General features: G+C 61.6%; 16 protein-coding genes. 7 read left to right on the top strand and 9 right to left on the bottom strand.

Annotated elements, in window-relative coordinates:
• Positions 1-91 precede the first annotated feature (91 nt).
• Complete coding sequence (locus NKH37_RS32120; protein WP_353006868.1) at positions 92-2050, bottom strand: acetoacetate--CoA ligase; 1959 nt, start codon at positions 2048-2050, stop codon at positions 92-94.
• Between the two features lie 182 nt (positions 2051-2232).
• On the opposite strand from NKH37_RS32120, the gene NKH37_RS32115 reads away from it, so the two are divergent.
• Positions 2233-4083, top strand: a complete 1851-nt coding sequence (locus NKH37_RS32115) for an AsmA family protein (RefSeq protein WP_352856301.1) — start codon at positions 2233-2235, stop codon at positions 4081-4083.
• Between the two features lie 11 nt (positions 4084-4094).
• Here the strand turns inward: NKH37_RS32115 and NKH37_RS32110 are convergent, their stop codons facing one another.
• From NKH37_RS32110 to NKH37_RS32090, 5 genes are all read right to left on the bottom strand, one after another.
• Positions 4095-4913 carry an ABC transporter permease gene (locus tag NKH37_RS32110; protein WP_352791192.1) on the bottom strand — a complete coding sequence of 273 codons (819 nt, stop codon included), beginning with the start codon at positions 4911-4913 and terminating at the stop codon, positions 4095-4097.
• Positions 4910-5878: an ABC transporter permease subunit gene (locus NKH37_RS32105; RefSeq protein WP_353006866.1), complete on the bottom strand. Its 969-nt coding sequence runs from the start codon at positions 5876-5878 to the stop codon at positions 4910-4912. Before NKH37_RS32105 ends, NKH37_RS32110 begins: the two co-directional genes overlap by 4 nt.
• 9 nt (positions 5879-5887) lie before the next feature.
• Positions 5888-7027: an ABC transporter ATP-binding protein gene (locus tag NKH37_RS32100; RefSeq protein WP_353006864.1), complete on the bottom strand. Its 1140-nt coding sequence runs from the start codon at positions 7025-7027 to the stop codon at positions 5888-5890.
• A gap of 72 nt (positions 7028-7099) precedes the next feature.
• The gene (locus tag NKH37_RS32095) at positions 7100-8200 is read right to left on the bottom strand and encodes a polyamine ABC transporter substrate-binding protein (protein ID WP_353006862.1); all 1101 of its coding nucleotides are present in this window, start codon (positions 8198-8200) and stop codon (positions 7100-7102) included.
• A gap of 352 nt (positions 8201-8552) precedes the next feature.
• Positions 8553-9500 carry a DMT family transporter gene (locus NKH37_RS32090; RefSeq protein ID WP_352885458.1) on the bottom strand — a complete coding sequence of 316 codons (948 nt, stop codon included), beginning with the start codon at positions 9498-9500 and terminating at the stop codon, positions 8553-8555.
• A gap of 201 nt (positions 9501-9701) precedes the next feature.
• On the opposite strand from NKH37_RS32090, the gene NKH37_RS32085 reads away from it, so the two are divergent.
• Positions 9702-10493, top strand: coding sequence for a class I SAM-dependent methyltransferase (locus tag NKH37_RS32085; protein ID WP_352547848.1), 792 nt, complete (start codon positions 9702-9704; stop codon positions 10491-10493).
• A 43-nt stretch (positions 10494-10536) separates the two neighbouring features.
• Here the strand turns inward: NKH37_RS32085 and NKH37_RS32080 are convergent, their stop codons facing one another.
• The gene (locus NKH37_RS32080; protein WP_353006860.1) at positions 10537-11988 is read right to left on the bottom strand and encodes a helix-turn-helix domain-containing protein; all 1452 of its coding nucleotides are present in this window, start codon (positions 11986-11988) and stop codon (positions 10537-10539) included.
• Positions 11989-12226: 238 nt separating this feature from the next.
• Here NKH37_RS32080 and aceA point away from each other — a divergent pair, with 238 nt between their 5' ends.
• Both aceA and NKH37_RS32070 read left to right on the top strand, forming a co-directional pair.
• Positions 12227-13516, top strand: a complete 1290-nt coding sequence (gene aceA / locus NKH37_RS32075) for an isocitrate lyase (protein ID WP_353006858.1) — start codon at positions 12227-12229, stop codon at positions 13514-13516.
• A 60-nt stretch (positions 13517-13576) separates the two neighbouring features.
• Positions 13577-13819: an SMc00767 family acetate metabolism repressor gene (locus NKH37_RS32070; protein WP_023719402.1), complete on the top strand. Its 243-nt coding sequence runs from the start codon at positions 13577-13579 to the stop codon at positions 13817-13819.
• A 64-nt stretch (positions 13820-13883) separates the two neighbouring features.
• Here NKH37_RS32070 and NKH37_RS32065 read toward each other — a convergent pair whose 3' ends face one another.
• Complete coding sequence (locus NKH37_RS32065) at positions 13884-14345, bottom strand: RidA family protein (protein ID WP_023719403.1); 462 nt, start codon at positions 14343-14345, stop codon at positions 13884-13886.
• A 431-nt stretch (positions 14346-14776) separates the two neighbouring features.
• On the opposite strand from NKH37_RS32065, the gene NKH37_RS32060 reads away from it, so the two are divergent.
• Positions 14777-15166: an ANTAR domain-containing protein gene (locus NKH37_RS32060; RefSeq protein ID WP_156948085.1), complete on the top strand. Its 390-nt coding sequence runs from the start codon at positions 14777-14779 to the stop codon at positions 15164-15166.
• Positions 15167-15198: 32 nt separating this feature from the next.
• On the opposite strand, the gene NKH37_RS32055 is transcribed toward NKH37_RS32060, so the two are convergent.
• Positions 15199-15915: an HAD family hydrolase gene (locus NKH37_RS32055; RefSeq protein WP_352493833.1), complete on the bottom strand. Its 717-nt coding sequence runs from the start codon at positions 15913-15915 to the stop codon at positions 15199-15201.
• A 168-nt stretch (positions 15916-16083) separates the two neighbouring features.
• On the opposite strand from NKH37_RS32055, the gene NKH37_RS32050 reads away from it, so the two are divergent.
• Both NKH37_RS32050 and NKH37_RS32045 read left to right on the top strand, forming a co-directional pair.
• Positions 16084-17517, top strand: a complete 1434-nt coding sequence (locus NKH37_RS32050; protein ID WP_023719406.1) for a glutamine synthetase family protein — start codon at positions 16084-16086, stop codon at positions 17515-17517.
• Between the two features lie 59 nt (positions 17518-17576).
• On the top strand, positions 17577-17960 hold the full coding sequence (locus NKH37_RS32045; RefSeq protein WP_353006856.1) for a four helix bundle protein: 384 nt from the start codon (positions 17577-17579) through the stop codon (positions 17958-17960).
• Positions 17961-18028: the final 68 nt, after the last annotated feature.

Below are 18028 nucleotides of genomic sequence, written 5' to 3'. Positions count from 1 at the left end.
AATTTACCAATGTGTACCACTCATGAAATCTAGGTAAATTCCGCGGAGACATTTCGTTAACCATGACCCGGTTCCAGCCCGGGCTTCATGCTTAGTCGGCAAGCTGCGGCAGATTGCGGAACAGCTCGAGCGCTTCGGGATTGGCGAGCGCTTCCTTGTTCTTGATGGCGCGGCCATGCACCATGTCGCGGACCGCGAGCTCGGTGATCTTGCCCGATTTGGTGCGCGGAATATCGCTGACGGCGACGATCTTGGCCGGCACATGGCGCGGGCTCGCCCCGGTGCGGATTTTCGCACGGATGCGTTTTTCCAGCTCGGCATCGAGCTCGACGCCGGCAGCCAGCCGCACGAACAGCACGACACGCACGTCATTGTCGAAATCCTGGCCGATGCATAGCGCTTCGAGGATTTCCGGCATCTGCTCGACCTGATTGTAGATTTCCGCCGTGCCGATCCTGACACCGCCCGGATTGAGCGTGGCGTCGGAACGGCCATGGATGATCAGCCCGCCATGGGCGGTCCATTCGGCGAAATCGCCGTGGCACCAGACATTGTCGAAGCGCTCGAAATAGGCGGCCTCGTATTTCTTGCCGTCAGGGTCGTTCCAGAAGCCGATCGGCATTGCCGGAAACGGCTTGGTGCAGACGAGCTCCCCCTTCTCCTGGCGAAGCGGACGGCCATCATCGTCCCAGACGTCGACGGCAAGGCCGAGGCCGGGTCCCTGGATCTCGCCGGGCCATACCGGTTCGATCGGCACGCCGAGCACGAAGCAGGAGACGATATCGGTGCCGCCGGAGATCGAGGCGAGATGCACGTCCTTCTTGATGCCTTCATAGACGAAACGGAAGTCTTCCGGCGACAGCGGCGAGCCGGTCGAGGAGATGGTGCGCACACTGGAAAGATCATGCGTGTGGATCGGCTTCAGGCCGGCCTTGCGCACGGAATCGATGAATTTGGCCGAGGTGCCGAAGTAGGTCATCTTCTCGGCATCGGCGAAGTCGAACAGCGCATTGCCGTCCGGGTAGAAAGGCGAGCCGTCATAGAGCAGCAAGGTGGCGCCCGACGCCAGGCCCGACACCAGCCAGTTCCACATCATCCAGCCGCAGGTGGTGAAATAGAAGAAGCGATCGCCGTCGAGCAGGCCGGCATGCAGCCGCTCTTCCTTGACGTGCTGGATCAGCGTTCCGCCGGCTGAATGGACGATGCATTTGGGGATGCCGGTCGTGCCTGACGAAAACAGGATGTAGAGCGGATGCGAAAACGGCAGCCTTTCGTAACTGACAGGCCTGGCGGCAAAGGGTGACAGCGCCTCCTCCAGCGCAGCCGCCTTGCCGATGGTTGCCGCGACGTCGGTCGACGTGCCGAGATAATCGACGATCAGGACTTTGCGCACGGTGGCGAGCTTCGCCACCACAGCCGCGATCTTGTCGGCGACTTCGATCGCCTTGCCATTGTACCAGTAGCCGTCCGGCGCGATGAAGACGACAGGCTCGATCTGGCCGAACCGGTCGAGAACACCCTGCTCGCCGAAATCGGGGGAGCAGGACGACCAGACGGCGCCGATCGAGGCGGCAGCCAGCATCGCCGCAACGGTCTCCGGCATGTTCGGCATCATCGCGGCGATGCGGTCGCCCTTCTTCACCTTGAGCGACAGGAAGAGCTGTTGCAGGCGCGAGGTCAGCGCATGCAGCTCGTTCCAGGACAGCCGCCGCTCGACCTTGTCCTCGCCGCGAAAGACGACTGCGTCGCCAAGCCCGGTTTTCTTCAGAAGATTCTCGGCGAAGTTCAGCTTCGCGTCAGGGAAGAAGGTCGCGCCGGGCATCTTGTCGCCATCGACCAGCACGCGTTCGCCCTTGTCGCCGACGATGCCGCAAAAGTCCCAGACCAGGCTCCAGAAGATCTCGCGGTCATCGATCGACCAGCGATGCAGGTCGGCATAGGAGGAGAAAGCCTTGCCGGCCCTGCTCGCCGCAGCGTTCATAAAGGCGGTCATCGGCGCTGCGTCGATCTGCTCTTGCGTCGGCATCCAGAGCGGTGCGTCGTCAGCCATCATTGTTCCTCCGCAGGCTGCATCGCTTATGCATATCGCGATGCAGCAGAGCAAGATTTTGTTGGACCGCGCCGGTCAGGGTGTGCGCAAATGCCATCGCCGGGCCATAAAGACTTGAAATGCGTCAGCCGTCGGTTACACCCGTCGGGCGATTTTGTCGGAATGGAAGCATACGGGGCGATATGCCATCACCTTTGATCCGACGCGGAATATGGGCGATCGGCGCAGCCGTCATCGTCATCGCGCTGGTTGTCGCAGCCTTGCCGTTGATCGCCTCGACCCGTATCGTGCGTGACCGCATCGCGTGGGAAATGAGCGCCTGGAGCGGTTTCAGGGTCACCATCGATGGCGCGCCGCGCATCGAGGTCTGGCCGAATTTCCGGGCGATCCTGAGCGACGTGACGCTGTCGCAATGGACAGAGACGGATGCACCGCCTGTGATCGAGGCCGAGCGGGTCGAGGTCGACCTCTCGGCTATGGCGGCGCTGCGTGGCGACGTGGTGTTTTCGACTGCGCGGCTGGTGCGACCGACGATCAGGGTTCAGCGTACCGCGAGCGGGTTTTTCCTGCCTGCGATTCCGAGCGGCGGGCGCATTACGCGTTCGATCGATGCTGCCCGCGCGGTGATCAACACAAATCCCGCCAAGCCGGATCTCGGCAAGCTGCCGGCAGATCCGTTCGGCACAGTCGAGTTCAGGGACGGCCGCGTGGTCGCCGCCATCGGCGGCAAGGACCAGGAGATATTGAGCAGCCTGAGCGGCCAGGCGAATTGGGCCGCGATGAACAGCAATGCGACGCTGTCGGCAACCGGGATATGGCGCGGCGAAAGCGTTTCCGTCGACGCCGCATCGCCGAACCCGCTTGTGCTGTTTGGCGGCGGCGCAGCACCGGTCACGCTTTCCTTCAAGGCGGCGCCGGCCAGCTTTTCCTTCGACGGGCTGGCCAGCATGTCGGAGAACGGCTATTTCGACGGCCAGGCAAAATTTGCCGCACCTTCGCTGCGACGCGTGCTCGAATGGTCGCAGGCCGGCATCGCGCCCGGTGCGGCAATCGGCTCGATCTCGGTTTCAAGCAAGATCACCGCGACGGCCGGGCGCATCAAATTCGAAAATACGGCCCTGACCCTCGACAACAACCCTGGAATGGGCGCGCTGGACTTCACCTACGGCGAGGCACTGCCGGTGATCTCCGGGACACTTGCCTTCGATACGCTCGACCTCAGATCGTTTCTCTCCGCCTTTACCCCCGTACCATCCGCCGGCGCCGCCGGTCCGGGCGAGATCGACACAAGCTTCGCCGACCGGATCAATCTCGATCTCAGGCTGTCCGCCGCGCATGCCACGGCAGGTGCAATCCAGCTTGCCGACGTCGCCGCCACCGCCCAGGTCAAGAACGGCCTCGCCGTCTTCGACATCTCCGATGCATCCGCCTTTGGCGGCAACGTCCAAAGCAGCGTCCGTTTCGACCGCAAGCCCGCCGGCACGGAAGTCGAGATCCGGCTGCTTGCTTCCGACATCGACGGCGGCGCTTTCGGCACCGCGGCCGGGATGACGCGGCTGGTGCCGATCGGCACCGGAACCGTTTCGGTCATCCTCAAGGGGCCGGGCAGAACCTGGGACTCCATTTTCGAAAACGCCAATGGCTCGCTGTCCGCGACCTTCGGCGCAGGTGCGCTGAGCCGGCTTAACCTGCCGGCGTTCCTCAAGCACACCGAACAGGGTGGATTCTTCGCGCTTGACGACGTCTCGGACGGAACGCTGCCGATCGACGGGGCCGAGCTCAAGGCGAGCGTTTCGAACGGCGTGGCGCGCATCGACAAGGCCGAGGTGAATTCCGCGCAATACAAGATCTGGCTTTCCGGCATCGCATCCTATGCCGGACGCGGGCTGGCGCTGTCCGGCGGCATCGTCCAGCCGAGCCAGGCTGCCACGCAGACGAACGGCCAAGCGCCCAAGCAGTCGTCGTTCTTCGTCGGCGGCACCTGGAGCACGCCGTTCATCTCGCCGATAAGTCGCGGTGTTTCAGGCGAGTAGGCAGCAGGAACTCAACCTCGCTGCGCCGCCTGCTCGTCGCGCTGGCGCTGCACCTCGCGGCGTTTGTTTGCGAGCGAAGCGATGATCACGCCAACTGCGACGACCGCGATCAGAATGGTGCACGCCGCGTTGATTTCCGGCGTCACGCCAAGGCGGACCTGGCTGTAGATCTTCATCGGCAGCGTCGTGGCGCCGGGCCCCGAGGTGAAGCTGGCAATAACCAGGTCGTCGAGCGAGAGCGTGAAGGCCAGCATCCAGCCAGAGACGATCGCCGGCATGATGACCGGCAGCGTGATCTGGAAGAAGGTCCTTACCGGCGGCGCACCGAGATCCATCGCGGCTTCTTCCAGCGAACGATCGAACGTGATCAGGCGCGATTGGACCACCACAGCGACGAAGCACATGGTCAGCGTGGTGTGGGCAAGCGTCACCGTGAGAAAGCCGCGGTCGAAGCCGACAGCGACGAAGAGCAGCAATAGCGACAGGCCGGTGATGACTTCCGGCATGACCAGCGGCGCAAATACCATGCCGGAAAACAGCAGCCGGCCGCGAAAGCGCGTGTAGCGCGTCAGGGTGAGCGCGGCCAGAGTGCCGAGCACGGTCGCCACGGTGGCCGAGATGACGCCGACGCGCGCCGTCACCCAGGTGGCGTCCATCAGACCCTGATTGTGGAACAGCGACACGTACCATTTCGTCGAGAAGCCGCCCCAGACGGTGACCAGCTTCGACTCGTTGAAAGAGAACACGACGAGCAGGACGATCGGCAGGTAGAGAAAGGCAAAGCCGAGCACGATCGAAACGATGTTGAAGCGGCTCCAGGTAGCGTTCATAGGTCCTGCTCCCGGGCACGCGCCTGGGCTCGCTGGAAGAGCATGATCGGCACGATCAGCAGCAGCAGCAAGATGACGGCAACGGCAGACGACACCGGCCAGTCGCGGTTGCCGAAGAATTCGCTCCACAGCGTCCTGCCGATCATCAGTGTCTGTGAGCCGCCGAGCAGATCGGGGATGACGAACTCGCCGACGGCGGGAATGAACACCAACAGGCAGCCGGCGATGACGCCGGGCAGCGACAGCGGGAACGTGATCTTCCAGAAGGCGCTGGTCGGCGGGCAGCCGAGATCCTTGGCGGCCTCGATCAGCGAATTGTCCATCTTCTCCAATGCCGAATAGAGCGGCAGGACCATGAACGGCAGATAGGAGTAGACGATGCCAATGAAGATCGCCGTGTAGGTGTTGAGGATGATCAGCCGATGGCTGATGATGCCGGTGGCGAGCAGCAGCTCGTTGAGCAGGCCCTCGGGCTTGAGAATGCCGATCCAGGCGTAGACACGGATCAGGAACGAGGTCCAGAACGGCAGGATCACCAGCATCAGCAAGGTCGGGCGGATCGTCGCCGGAGCGCGTGCCATGCCATAGGCGATGGGATAACCGATCACCAACGTCAGGACCGTCGAGATGGCGGCGACGATGACGCTCGTCACATAGGCGTTGAAGTAGAGCGCGTCCTGCGTCAGCCAGATGTAGTTGTCAAAATTGAGCGCGCCAAACCACGCGACAACCCCGGAAACGCCGTCGCGGAAATCGAGCACCGGCGTGTAGGGCGGCATGGCTATCGCGGTCTGCGACAGCGAAATCTTAAAGACGATGATGAAGGGGACGAGAAAGAAGAACAGCAGCCAGAGGTAGGGGATGATGATGACGAGACGGCTAACCAAAGCCGCTCCCAGCCTGGCCAAGGCGGATTTGCCGGCAGCGCTTGCCGAGGAGCTTGTTGCGGCGGTGACAGCGGACATGATCAGTCCCTACCGTGTCAGCACGACGCCGGCGTCGGGTCGGAAGGAAACCCAGGCGCGGTCGTTCCAGGTCAGCGGATCCTCGGTGATGCGTGCCGCGTTCATGGTACTTGCCCGCACCACCTGACCGTCATCCAGCCTGACGTGATAGATGGTCATGTCACCGAGATAGGCGATGTCGTAGACCTCGCCCTCGATGGCATTGACGGCACCAGCCGGTTTCGTGGAGGAAACCTTGATCTTCTCCGGCCTGATAGCAAAGGTAACGGACGTTCCGGCGGCGGCACGGCCGGCATTTTCGGTGCGGATGGTGATGCCGTTGCCGGCGTCGACGCTTGCGCTGCCGGCCTCGCCAGCCGCGATCTTGCCGTCGAACATATTCACATTGCCGACGAAGCCGGCGACGAAGCGGGAACCCGGCGCCTCGTAGACCTCGGCCGGCGTCGCCACCTGCATCACCTCGCCCTTGTCGATGATGGCGATGCGGTCGGCCATCGTCATCGCCTCTTCCTGGTCATGGGTGACGACGACGAAGGTGAGGCCAAGGCTCTGCTGCAGATCCATCAGCTCGAACTGGGTTTCCTCGCGCAGCTTCTTGTCCAGCGCGCCAAGCGGCTCATCGAGCAGCAGGACTTTCGGCCGCTTGGCCACAGAGCGGGCCAGTGCGACACGCTGGCGCTGGCCGCCCGACAATTGGTGCGGCTTGCGTTTGGCGAACTGCTCGAGTTTGACCAGCTTCAGCATCTCGGCGACGCGCTTGTCGATATCGGCCTTGGCCATGCCTTCCTGCTTGAGGCCGAACGCGATGTTGTTCTCGACCGTCATGTGCGGAAACAAGGCGTAGGACTGGAACATCATATTGACCGGCCGCCGATATGGCGGGATGCCGCGCAGATCCTGGCCATCGAGCAGGATACGGCCGGCGGTCGGTTCCTCGAAGCCGGCAAGCATCCTGAGCAGCGTCGATTTCCCGCAGCCCGAGGCCCCGAGCAGGGCAAAGAATTCGCGTTCGAAGATGGTCAGCGACAGATTGTTGACGGCAGTGAAGTCGCCGAACTTCTTGGTGACGTTGTCGAACTGGATGTATGGCTTGGCATTCGGATCGTTCCATGGCGCGAAATCCCTGCGGATGCTGCCAAGCGATTTCATGTCCCACTCCGTGCCTGATTCTGCCCCTGAAAAACGACCCCGGCAGTCAGCCACCGGGGTCGCGTCAGATCACTATTGTCCCGTGATGACCTTGGTCCACGATCTGGTGACGAGACGTTGCGTCTTGGGGTCATATGGACCGACAGTGAACAGCTTGGCCAGCGTCGAGTCATCCGGATAAATGCCCGGGTCATCAAGGATCTCCTTGCTGACGAGCGGCTGAGAGGCCTTGTTGCCATTGGCGTAGAAGACAAAGTTGGTGGATTTGGCAATAACTTCTGGTCTCATCATGTAGTTCAGAAATTCGTGTGCCTCGGCGACATGCGGTGCATCGGCCGGGATCGCCATTTCGTCGAACCACATTTCCGCACCTTCCTTTGGAATCGTGTAGGCGATGTCGACCCCCTTTTTCGCTTCCGCCGCACGGTCGCGGGCCTGGAAGAGATCCCCCGAAAATCCGACAGCCACGCAGATGTCGCCATTGGCGAGCGCGTTGATGTATTCCGACGAATGGAATTTGCGGATAGAAGGCCGGATGCTCAGCATGAGGTCTGTGGCCTTGGCAAGGTCGTCAGGAGAGGTCGAGTCAGGCTTGAGGCCAAGATAGTTCAGCACAGTCGGAAAAATGTCTGTAGGCGAATCCAGGAAGTACACGCCACAATTGGCGAGCTTGGCGATATTCTCCGGCTTCAGGACCGCATCCCAGCTGTCGATCTTGTCGACGCCGAGGGCTTCCTTCACTTTCTCGGTGTTGTAGCCAATGCCTGTGGTCCCCCACATGTAGTTAACCGAGTATTCGTTGCCGGGGTCGAACTTCGCAACTCGCTCCATCACCACGTTCCACATATTGGAAAGGTTGGGCAGCTTCGACTTGTCCAGCTTCTGATATACCCCGGCCTGGATTTGACGGGCCAGGAACGGGCTTGCCGTCGGCACCACGACATCGTAGCCGCTACCACCGGCAAGCAGCTTGGTTTCGAGAATTTCGTTGGAATCATAGGTGTCGTAGACGACCTTGATGCCGGTTTCCTTGGTGAAGTCGTCGATGATCGAACTGTCGATATAGTCCGACCAGTTGAAGACGTTGACGACACGGTCCTCGGCATGCGCGCCCAAGGTGAAAACTGCCAGAAACGCCGAAGTCGCCGAAAGCCAGAGCGCTTTGCGGGTCATGCTATTCTCCTTTGATGAGTGTTCCGTCGCCAGCTCGTCGCGGCGTGCGCCCGGCTGGGCATTTGCTTCAGGGTATTGAGCTTGCAGGCAGGCGACAAGCGCGAATTGCCGGCGCCATTATGGTTCGGCGACGAGGCGACAGTGAAGACTTGGCGTGGCGTTGGTGGTGTTGCGGCGCCGTCAGAAGCTTTCGCTACGGCGCGCGCAGGGAGACGACGATGTTGTCCGGCCTCGATGCAGCCGGCATGGAGACTTGGCAAGATACGCCTGTCTTGTTGTTGCCGTGATCGCAGCCTGCCCGCGCGGCTGCGACATTGTCAATGGTCCATCTCGCTTTGGCGCGCGCGCTGCATCAATTAGGCGAAGGCACACCGGTGACGCCCGCCCGTTGCGGCCGCGTCTGGCGCTTGAATTCGAGCCCGATATGGACGAGGAGTGCCGTGACGACAACCGCACCGCCGACGATGGTACGCGCCGACGGCACCTCGGAATGAATGAGCCAGACCCAGATCGGGCCTAGGATCGGCTCGAACGTGCCGAGCAGCGCCGCGACGGCCGCCGGAACAAGCCGGGCGCCGGTGGCGAAGAAGGCGAGGCCGAGCCCCAGATTGACCACGCCGAAGGCAAAGAGGAAGCCCATATCGTGGCTGGAAACGCCGAGTGCCGACGCCTGGGAGGCCGCAAAGGCGGCCGCCAGCATCGTGCCGAGGCAGGTCGCCGGGGTCATACGCACATGGGCAAAGCGGCGCGTGATGACGGTGGCGATCGAGAACATGACGGCAATGAGCAGCGCCAGCCCGTCGCCGATCGGCGATACGGCGCCATCGAGCGATTCCGAGACCATGATGGCGACGCCAGCAATGACGGCGGCGATCGCCAGCCAGGTCGCCACGGCCACCCGCTCGCGAAACAGCGCCCAGGCAAACAACGCCGCCAGAAGCGGCACACCGGCCTGCATCAACAGGATGTTGGCGACGGTGGTATATGCAAGCGCCACGACGAAAGAGGTCGACGCCGTGGCGAAACAAAACGCCACCGCAAGGCCGGCCAGGCCCATGCCGCGAAACAGCTTCAGCGTGCCACGCCAGCCGTCGCGCCAGACCATGAAGCAGAGCAGGAAGGCGGCGGCCCAGACCGAGCGCCAGAACACCACCGTCCAGCTGTCGCCGGCATCGATGAAACGGGCAATGGTACCGCCGAGGCTCCACATCAGGGCCGACAGGAACACCAGCAGGAAACCGATACGCTCCTCATTTCGCGGAGGCGAAACAGCGATCTGCGGTGATGATATGTCGGTCATGAGTCGGACTGTCGGCGATTTCGAGGCGGCACGATGCACAGCGGACGACAGAAACGTGCCTTAATCGCGTAACGCAAAGACGGGGATGGGGAGTGATCCAGCATCGTGTTCCATTTGGCGCACCGACAGGTGCACAGAGATGCCCGATCATCGACAGACGCCCCATGCTCGACGTACGGTGCAAATGTATAGGGCGCCCCCATGGATGAGCCATTCTACAAAACGGCGGCGATTGGCTATGACGAGTTGTTCGCCCGTGCGACGAACTCGTTTATCCCGTCCTTGCTGAAGGCAGCACGGATTGCGCCTGGCCATCGCGTGCTCGACGTCGCAACGGGCACCGGAGCGGCAGCGCAAGCCGCTGCCATCATTGTAGGCCCTTCCGGCGCCGTGATTGGCGGCGACATCTCGCCGGCCATGCTCGAATCCGCCAAACGCAATTTGAAAGACCAGCCAATCACCCTCGCTACGTTCGACGCTCACGCGCTTCCTTATGAGGACCGTCGGTTCGACACAGTGACCTGTCAGCTTGGGCTCATGTTCTTCTCGGACCAGCTTGGAGCGCTTTCGGAATTTCGCCGGGTTCTGCGCCCCAACGGCTGGACTGCAGTTAGCGTGACAACGACGCCAGAGCGTTCGTTGTTCGCCAGAATAGGTGCGGTAATCGCCCGCCATGCCCCTGAGAAAGCTGAAAAGCTAAATCGCTTCTTCTCCGTCCCCGACGCCACATGCTTGCATGATTTGCTCTATCGCGCCGGGTTTCGAAAGATTGACGTCCAGCTCGAAACGCGGCCCATCAAGTTCTCGTCCTTCGACGACTATTTCAGCGGCATCGCCAAGGGCGCAACATTGAGCGGTCAGGAGTATGTCCAGCTTCCTCCGGATATGAAGCACATCGTGCGCGAGGAGGTCTGGCGCGGGCTAGCTTCGCCGAGCCCTGGAGAGCCGCTGACGATTGAAATGGACGTTCTGATAGGCAGCGGTAGCCGATAGAAGAATGCGCCCGCGGCACGATCCCCGGCAACTCTGTTTGCCGTCACTGAAAATCGAACGCCGACAGTCCCGTCACCATCTCGTCGAGGCCGAGCGGGCGTGTCAGCGGTGGCTCGGCGCGGGCGAGGCAGCCGATGCGTTCACACAGCCGGCAGGCAGGGCCGACCGGCGTCGCGGACACAGTGGCGTTCTGTCCGGCCTTGCCGATGGCGGCCGGCCCCGGCAACGCTGCTCCATAGACGATCTCATCGCGAAAACCGATGTCGCAGCCGAGCAGCAGCGCGGTGCGGCGCGGTCGCTCGGCAAACGAGCCCTGCGGGCCTTCGAGCGTGCGGGCGATGCAGAGGAACGCCGCACCATCTGGCATTTCCACGGCCTCGACCAGGATCTGGCCGGGTTGGCCGAAGGTGGTATGGACCGGCAGCTTCGGACAGCCGCCGCCGAAGCGGCTTTGCGGAAAGCCGTGGCTGCCCGCCTTGCGGAAGCGATTGCCGGCACTGTCGACCTCGAGCATGAAGAATGGCACGCCCGACGCACCCGGCCGCTGCAGCGTGGTCAGCCGGTTCGCCGCTTGCTCGAAGGAAACGCCGAAGCGCGACCGCAACATGTCGATGTCATAGCGGGCGCGGACCGCAGCGGCGTGAAAAGGCTGATAGGGCATCATCAGCGCGTGCGCGGCATAGCGGCCGAGTTCGAAACGGGCGAGCCGGCGGGCTTCGTCCGTGGTCAGCTTCAGCGCCTGGATTTCGGCAGCGACAGCAACGCTCATGCGGATCAGGCAGGCCTCCATCGCCACCTCGCGCAACTGATCGAATGGCGACAGGCGCTCGGACAGGAACAGGCGCTGCGAGTGACGGTCATAGCGACGGCGCCAGTTGGGCATGGTGGCGACCGGCAGTACCTTGACGACGACGCCGAATTCACGCCGCAGCCAAGCCTTCAACGCACTGAACAGATCGTCGCCGGGATCGAGCACCGACGTGAATGCCTCGGCTTCCTCTTCGAGCGCGGTAAAATGGTTCGGCCGGCGTTCGAAAATCTCATGCACCTCGTCGATCGGCAGCCGGGCGCCGGAGAGTGCGGTGGCTTTGCCCTCACGCGCGAGCAGCTCGTTGAGATCGGATAGCCGCGCGGCCTGCTCGCGATAGGCGCGAAACAGCTTTATCACAGCGGCGGAAGCGTTGGGCGCCGCCTCGGCAAGCTCGATGAGTTCCTGGTCGCCTGGCAGTTCGCCGGCCAGCAACGGATCTGAAAACACTTCCTTCAAATCGGCGACCGAACCCCTCGCCTCGCCCTGCAATTCATGTGGGTCGACCTTGTAGACGGACGCCAGTCTCAGGATCAGTTGCACCGTCAACGGCCGTTGGTTGCGCTCGATGAGATTGAGATAGGACGGCGAGATGCCGAGCCCTTCGGCCATCGCCGTCTGGGTCAGGCCCTTGGCGTTGCGGATGCGACGAATGCGCGGCCCGGCAAAGATTTTATGGTCGGCCAATCGACTGTCCTTGACAAAAATTTACATCCGCTGATGGCATGGCGGCGTTTACAATCATGACAAATTTACAGCTCTCATCAGTCAAACACAACACAGGTTTTCTCTTATTTCATGGCCAATTTCGGAGTTTGTCTCGCTTGCCTAGTGCCGACATGTAAATGATGTCACGCACACGGCGCACATATTCCTTCTGTACGGCGTTTCCGAAACCGGCATTAAAGCCAGCCTGGAGTGACCAATGACCGATTTTTACAACCTTGTCCCGTCGGCGCCGCAAGGGCGCTTCGATGGCATCGAACGGCCGTATTCGCCAGAGGACGTGAGACGGCTGCGCGGCTCGGTGCAGATTCGGCAGAGCCTCGCCGAAATGGGGGCAAACCGGCTGTGGCAGCTCATCCATGAAGAGGATTTCGTCAACGCGCTCGGTGCCATGTCGGGCAACCAGGCAATGCAGCAGGTGCGGGCCGGGCTGAAAGCGATCTATCTGTCGGGATGGCAGGTCGCCGCCGATGCCAACACCGCTTCCGCCATGTACCCGGACCAGTCGCTTTATCCCGCAAATGCGGCGCCCGAACTGGTCAAGCGCATAAACCGCACCTTGCAGCGCGCCGACCAGATCGAGACTTCCGAAGGCAAGGGGCTGTCGGTCGACACCTGGTTCGCGCCGATCGTCGCCGATGCCGAAGCCGGCTTCGGCGGGCCGCTCAACGCCTTCGAGATCATGAAGGCGTTCATCGAGGCGGGTGCGGCCGGCGTCCATTACGAGGACCAGCTGGCCTCGGAGAAGAAATGCGGCCATCTCGGCGGCAAGGTGCTGATCCCGACCGCTGCACACATCCGCAACCTCAACGCGGCGCGGCTTGCCGCCGACGTCATGGGCACGCCGACGCTGGTCGTGGCCCGCACCGATGCGGAAGCGGCAAAGCTCTTGACCTCCGACATCGACGAACGCGACCAGCCCTTCGTCGATTATGGCGCCGGCCGCACCGCGGAGGGCTTCTATCGTGTCAGCAATGGCATCGAGCCCTGCATCGCCCGCGCCGTCGCCTACGCGCCCTATGCGGACCTGATCTGGTGCGAGACTTCCAAGCCCGATCTGGCGCAGGCCAGGACGTTTGCCGAGGGTGTGCGCAAGCACCATCCCGGCAAGCTGCTTGCCTATAATTGCTCGCCGTCTTTCAACTGGAAGAAGAATCTCGACGACGCGACGATTGCGAAGTTCCAGAAGGAACTCGGCGCCATGGGTTACAAGTTCCAGTTCATTACGCTGGCCGGTTTCCACCAGCTCAACTTCGGCATGTTCGAGCTCGCCCGCGGCTACAAGGAGCGGCAGATGGCGGCCTATTCGGAACTGCAGCAGGCGGAATTCGCCGCGGAAGCCAATGGCTACACCGCCACCAAGCACCAACGCGAGGTCGGCACCGGCTATTTCGACGCTGTCTCGATGGCGATCACCGGTGGCCAGTCTTCGACCACGGCCATGCATGGATCGACCGAGCACGCCCAATTCAGGCCGGCAGCGGAATAGCGAATAGCAGACAAACAGAGGGAACGCCCAAACGGGCATGACAACACAAGGAGAAGACCAATGGCATCGATAAGCCGCGTCAAGGAACGGGCCGAAGAGCAAGCCACCAGCATGAATGTCGACCAGCAGGCGACCATTCGCATGTTGGCGAACGATCTGCACAGGCTCAATCAGTCGGTGATGAAGGCGGTCGAGGCCGGCGTCTCGGTCGAACTGGTGCGCTCGGCACGTCACCATGGCGGCGATGGCAACTGGGGCGATCTGCTGATCCCGGTCATCGTCACACAGCGGAGCCACGACTAATGAATTCTACCGCACCGCGCCTTTTTGAACGCATGCTATCGCACCTCGCAGGCTGCGGCTCTGCCTAGTCCGGCAGAGCTGCTAATGCAACGATTTCAATGACAAGATCAGACTGAGCAAGCGCTGCAACTCCAATAACTTCCGAGGGCGGCGGGTTGTTGTAGCTGCAGTGCTTCGGGCAGTGCACCGCAAAGAATTCGTCCAAGACGTCCAAGCGGAAATTGGGGGAGCTCAGAACGCCGCCATCGGGAAATGGCCCCTTAACAAAGAAGGTCAGCCGGATGAGATGCTCGAGCGCGCTGCCAAGCTCCTCCAGATCTGATTTGATGTTGGTGAGAACTGCGCGCCACTGTGCTGCCGCGTCGCCAATGGCGCCGCCGCCGCTTTTGCCGATCGGATCGTAGTCCTCGGCCGTCGCGGTATTTCCGGAAAGGTAGACAAACCCCTTTGCGCCGGTAACGACCGTACCCTTTCCCCATGGCATCAACCGGCCGTTTTTAAATTTCTTATGAGTCACGAGTTCCATTGTCATCTCCCGTCGCTCAAAGAGACGTGCTTAGCCAACGAGGAAGGATAGTCCAGCGAGGCGATGCGACAAGCTCGCGACAGACTTGCCTCGCCTTCATCCAACCTGCTTCAATCCGGCTACGGCTGCGAGTTGATGCGTTCGCGCTGCACAGCCAAACTTCGCTGAAGCCTGCCCAGTTGTAATGACGACTTCTCCTTTCGAGCGGCGGCAAAGAAAAGCACTTAATTTTAATTTTAATGTTTCTTGCGATATTCTCCTGATATGCCATTTCAGCTTGACATGAGCAGCGATCTCACGCCAATTACCTCTCAAGTTTCAACCCTGCATTGAAACACTGAACAACGGCCTGCCCCGCCATGTGCCCAGCGAATCGCGAAATCGAGACTGCAAAGCAGGCGGCGTTCGTTAGCCGGGGCGTGGAGACGCGGATGCTCCCAGATTTCTCGCGGGTGCTGGTGGTCGGAAAATCACCGATCAACCGGGTCGTGGTTTCAAAGATCGTTGAGCGGTCCGGCCTCAAACCGATCTCGGAAACTCCCGAAACCGCGGCAAAGGCCTTGCACGCGCTGATTCCCGGCACTGTCGTTCTCGACGGCGGAGCGGAGAACGGTGACTGCGACGCCTTGCTGTCGGGCATCGATGCGCTGCGAAGGGCGTCAGGCAAATCGCTTCCGTTGGTGATCCTGCTCTCAGTCAAGACCGGCACTCCGGAGACCCTGGGCCTGTCGAGCGTCATCGATGCGGTGGTCGTCAAGCCGATCACCACCGAACGGCTGCAGCCGGTGATCGACCGGCTGGTCGGGCTCGGCCGCAACTGACCTCTATCGCGACGCGTCGACTGCAGACCTGATCAATCAATCTCGCCGATACGCTCGATCAGGCCCGGCAGTTCACCGAGATTGGCTATCTGGCGAAAGCGCGGTGCTGAGACCGGCGGCTCGACATGCTCCAGCACCCAGGTCAGTTCATGCGGCACGTGGATGCCCCAACTGCCGGCTTCGATTGCCGGCACGACGTCCGATTTGAGCGAGTTGCCGACCATCATGCCCTTTTCCGGGCCATCGCCGTAGCGGCTGAAGATCCGGCTATAGGTGGCAGCGCTCTTGTCGCTGACGATTTCGACCGCATGGAACAGCTCGCCCAGTCCGGATTGCGCGAGCTTGCGTTCCTGGTCGAAGAGGTCGCCCTTGGTGATCAGCACCAGGCGGTAGGCGCCGGCCAGCTTTTCCACGGTCTCGCGCGCATAGGGAAGCGGCTCGATCGGATGGCTGAGCATCTCGCGGCCCGCGGCGAGAATTTCGGCAATGGTTGAGGCAGGCACGTGGCCTTCGGTGACCTCGATCGCCGTCTCGATCATTGACAGCGTAAATCCCTTGATGCCGAAGCCGTAGACCGCGAGGTTGCGCTTCTCGACCTCCAGCAATCTTGCCGAAATCCAGTCCTCCTCGGCGTGGTCGGCGAGCAGCGCGGCAAAGCGCTTCTCGGTCATGCGGAAGAACTGTTCGTTCTGCCACAGCGTGTCGTCGGCGTCGAAGCCGATCGTCGTCAGTTTGCGGCTGTGTTGCATTCGGCGTCTTCAATTGCGGCGTTGCGGGACGCCGACCCTAGACCAGGATGTTTTTATCCGGAAGTCGTTGTGTTCCCCCGGTAATCGAGGCGCACGCTAGCCGGCTCCCCTTCCCTTTGGTCGCCGGCAACGGCTATACTCCACAATCTGCAACAAATCTGGTGATTGATGCCGCCTGCAAAAAAGGAAGTCCGTCCGTCGAGCCGCGGAGGACGCGCCCGCACGCCTGCCTTCGTGAAAAACCAACGTGGCGTCAAGAACTGGAAGGAAGTCAGCGCCTGGCTGGAATGGCGCGGCATCGAAGACATCGAATGCATCACGCCCGACCAGGCCGGGGTTGCGCGCGGCAAAATGATGCCGTCGAAGAAGTTCACCTCCAACACCTCGCTTGCCCTGCCTTCGGCGGTGTTCATGACGACGATCTCGGGTGGTTATCCGGAGGACGGCAACGGCTTCCACTATCCGGAGGACGATGGCGACCTCAAGCTGATGCCTGACCTCTCGACGCTGACGGTGGTGCCGTGGGAGGAGGACCCGACGGCGGCGGTCATCTGCGACCTCGTCCACCAGGACGGCCGCTCGGTCGAGTTCACACCGCGCAACGTTCTGAAGCGCGTGCTTGCCGCCTATGACAGACGCGGGCTGAGACCTGTGGTGGCGCCCGAGATCGAGTTCTACCTGGTGCGCAAGAACCCCGATCCGGACTACCCGCTGACCCCGCCAGTCGGGCGCTCCGGACGGCCGATCGGCGGCGGCGCCGGCTATTCGATCGCCGGGGTCAACGAATTCGACGAACTGATCGACGACATCTATCATTTCTCCGAAAGCCAGGGCCTGGAGATCGACACGCTGATCCACGAAGAGGGCGCCGGCCAACTCGAAATCAATCTGCGTCACGGCGATCCGATCGAGCTCGCCGACCAGGTGTTCATGTTCAAGCGAACCATCCGCGAGGCGGCGCTGAAGCACGAGATCTATGCCACGTTCATGGCCAAGCCGATCCAGGGGCAGCCCGGTTCGGCCATGCATATCCATCAGTCGATCATCGACAAGAAGACCGGCAAGAACGTCTTTTCCGCGGAGGACGGCTCGGAGACCGAGGCCTTCTTCCACTTCATCGGCGGCATGCAGAAACATGTGCCGAACGCGCTGGTGATGTTTGCGCCCTACGTCAATTCCTACCGGCGGCTGACGCAGGCGGCCTCGGCGCCGGTCAACAACAAATGGGGCTACGACAACCGCACCACGGCCTTTCGCGTGCCACGCTCCGACCCGGCAGCGCGGCGCGTCGAAAACCGCATTCCTTCCTCCGACGCCAATCCCTATCTGGCGCTGGCCGCATCGCTCGCCTGCGGGCTGATCGGCATGACCAATAAGATCAAGGCCGATCCGCCGGTACTGACGACCGCCAATGAGGATGAGATCGACCTGCCGCGCGGCCTGCTCGAAGCCGTCGACCTGTTCGAGGCCGACGAGGAACTCTGCGCCCTACTCGGCAAATCCTTCGCAGCGACTTATGCGGCGATCAAGCGGGCGGAATTCGAGACCTTCATGGAAGTGATCAGCCCATGGGAGCGGGAGTATTTGCTGCTGAATGTGTAGTAGGAGAGTAGGGCAATATGGCAGTAGGGCAGTTAGGGCAGTAGGGCAGTAGGGCAAGGATGACGGACAAGATCGCATCGTACAGGGATCTGATCGTCTGGCAGCAAGCCATGGACCTAACGGTTGCAATCTCCCAAGTCACAAGGACCTGGCCGAAGGACGAGCTCTACGGGCTGACGGGTCAGGTGCGTCGGGCAGCAACGTCTGTGCCAGCCAACATCGCCGAGGGTTACGGCCGAGAAAGCCGAGCTTCCTACCAGCAGTTTCTCAGGATCGCCCAGGGATCACTCAAGGAACTGGAGACACACCTTCTAATCGCGCAACGGGTTGGAATTACCTCTCGCGAGGCAGTCGAATCATTAATGCCTCACAGCGAGAGCGTAGGAAAGCTCTTGCGGCTTCTCATCCGGGGACTGTCGGGAATTCTGTGCGCGAGGCCATGATGATGGAAAGGAGAGAATCATCGCATGGCTATTGAGAAGGAACTTCTGGACCAACTGCTTGCCGGCCG

Origin of the sequence: Mesorhizobium sp. M1217, from assembly GCF_040318275.1 — a bacterium.
GTDB lineage: Bacteria > Pseudomonadota > Alphaproteobacteria > Rhizobiales > Rhizobiaceae > Mesorhizobium.
This window is presented reverse-complemented; position numbering and strand designations above follow the sequence as displayed.

Coding starts and splice junctions, on each gene's coding strand:
- NKH37_RS32120 (WP_353006868.1), bottom strand. CDS start 2,050: ATGGCTGACGACGCACCGCTCTGGATGCCGACGCAAGAGCAGATCGAC.
- NKH37_RS32115 (WP_352856301.1), top strand. CDS start 2,233: ATGCCATCACCTTTGATCCGACGCGGAATATGGGCGATCGGCGCAGCC.
- NKH37_RS32110 (WP_352791192.1), bottom strand. CDS start 4,913: ATGAACGCTACCTGGAGCCGCTTCAACATCGTTTCGATCGTGCTCGGC.
- NKH37_RS32105 (WP_353006866.1), bottom strand. CDS start 5,878: ATGTCCGCTGTCACCGCCGCAACAAGCTCCTCGGCAAGCGCTGCCGGC.
- NKH37_RS32100 (WP_353006864.1), bottom strand. CDS start 7,027: ATGAAATCGCTTGGCAGCATCCGCAGGGATTTCGCGCCATGGAACGAT.
- NKH37_RS32095 (WP_353006862.1), bottom strand. CDS start 8,200: ATGACCCGCAAAGCGCTCTGGCTTTCGGCGACTTCGGCGTTTCTGGCA.
- NKH37_RS32090 (WP_352885458.1), bottom strand. CDS start 9,500: ATGACCGACATATCATCACCGCAGATCGCTGTTTCGCCTCCGCGAAAT.
- NKH37_RS32085 (WP_352547848.1), top strand. CDS start 9,702: ATGGATGAGCCATTCTACAAAACGGCGGCGATTGGCTATGACGAGTTG.
- aceA (WP_353006858.1), top strand. CDS start 12,227: ATGACCGATTTTTACAACCTTGTCCCGTCGGCGCCGCAAGGGCGCTTC.
- NKH37_RS32070 (WP_023719402.1), top strand. CDS start 13,577: ATGGCATCGATAAGCCGCGTCAAGGAACGGGCCGAAGAGCAAGCCACC.
- NKH37_RS32065 (WP_023719403.1), bottom strand. CDS start 14,345: ATGGAACTCGTGACTCATAAGAAATTTAAAAACGGCCGGTTGATGCCA.
- NKH37_RS32060 (WP_156948085.1), top strand. CDS start 14,777: ATGCTCCCAGATTTCTCGCGGGTGCTGGTGGTCGGAAAATCACCGATC.
- NKH37_RS32055 (WP_352493833.1), bottom strand. CDS start 15,915: ATGCAACACAGCCGCAAACTGACGACGATCGGCTTCGACGCCGACGAC.
- NKH37_RS32050 (WP_023719406.1), top strand. CDS start 16,084: ATGCCGCCTGCAAAAAAGGAAGTCCGTCCGTCGAGCCGCGGAGGACGC.
- NKH37_RS32045 (WP_353006856.1), top strand. CDS start 17,577: ATGACGGACAAGATCGCATCGTACAGGGATCTGATCGTCTGGCAGCAA.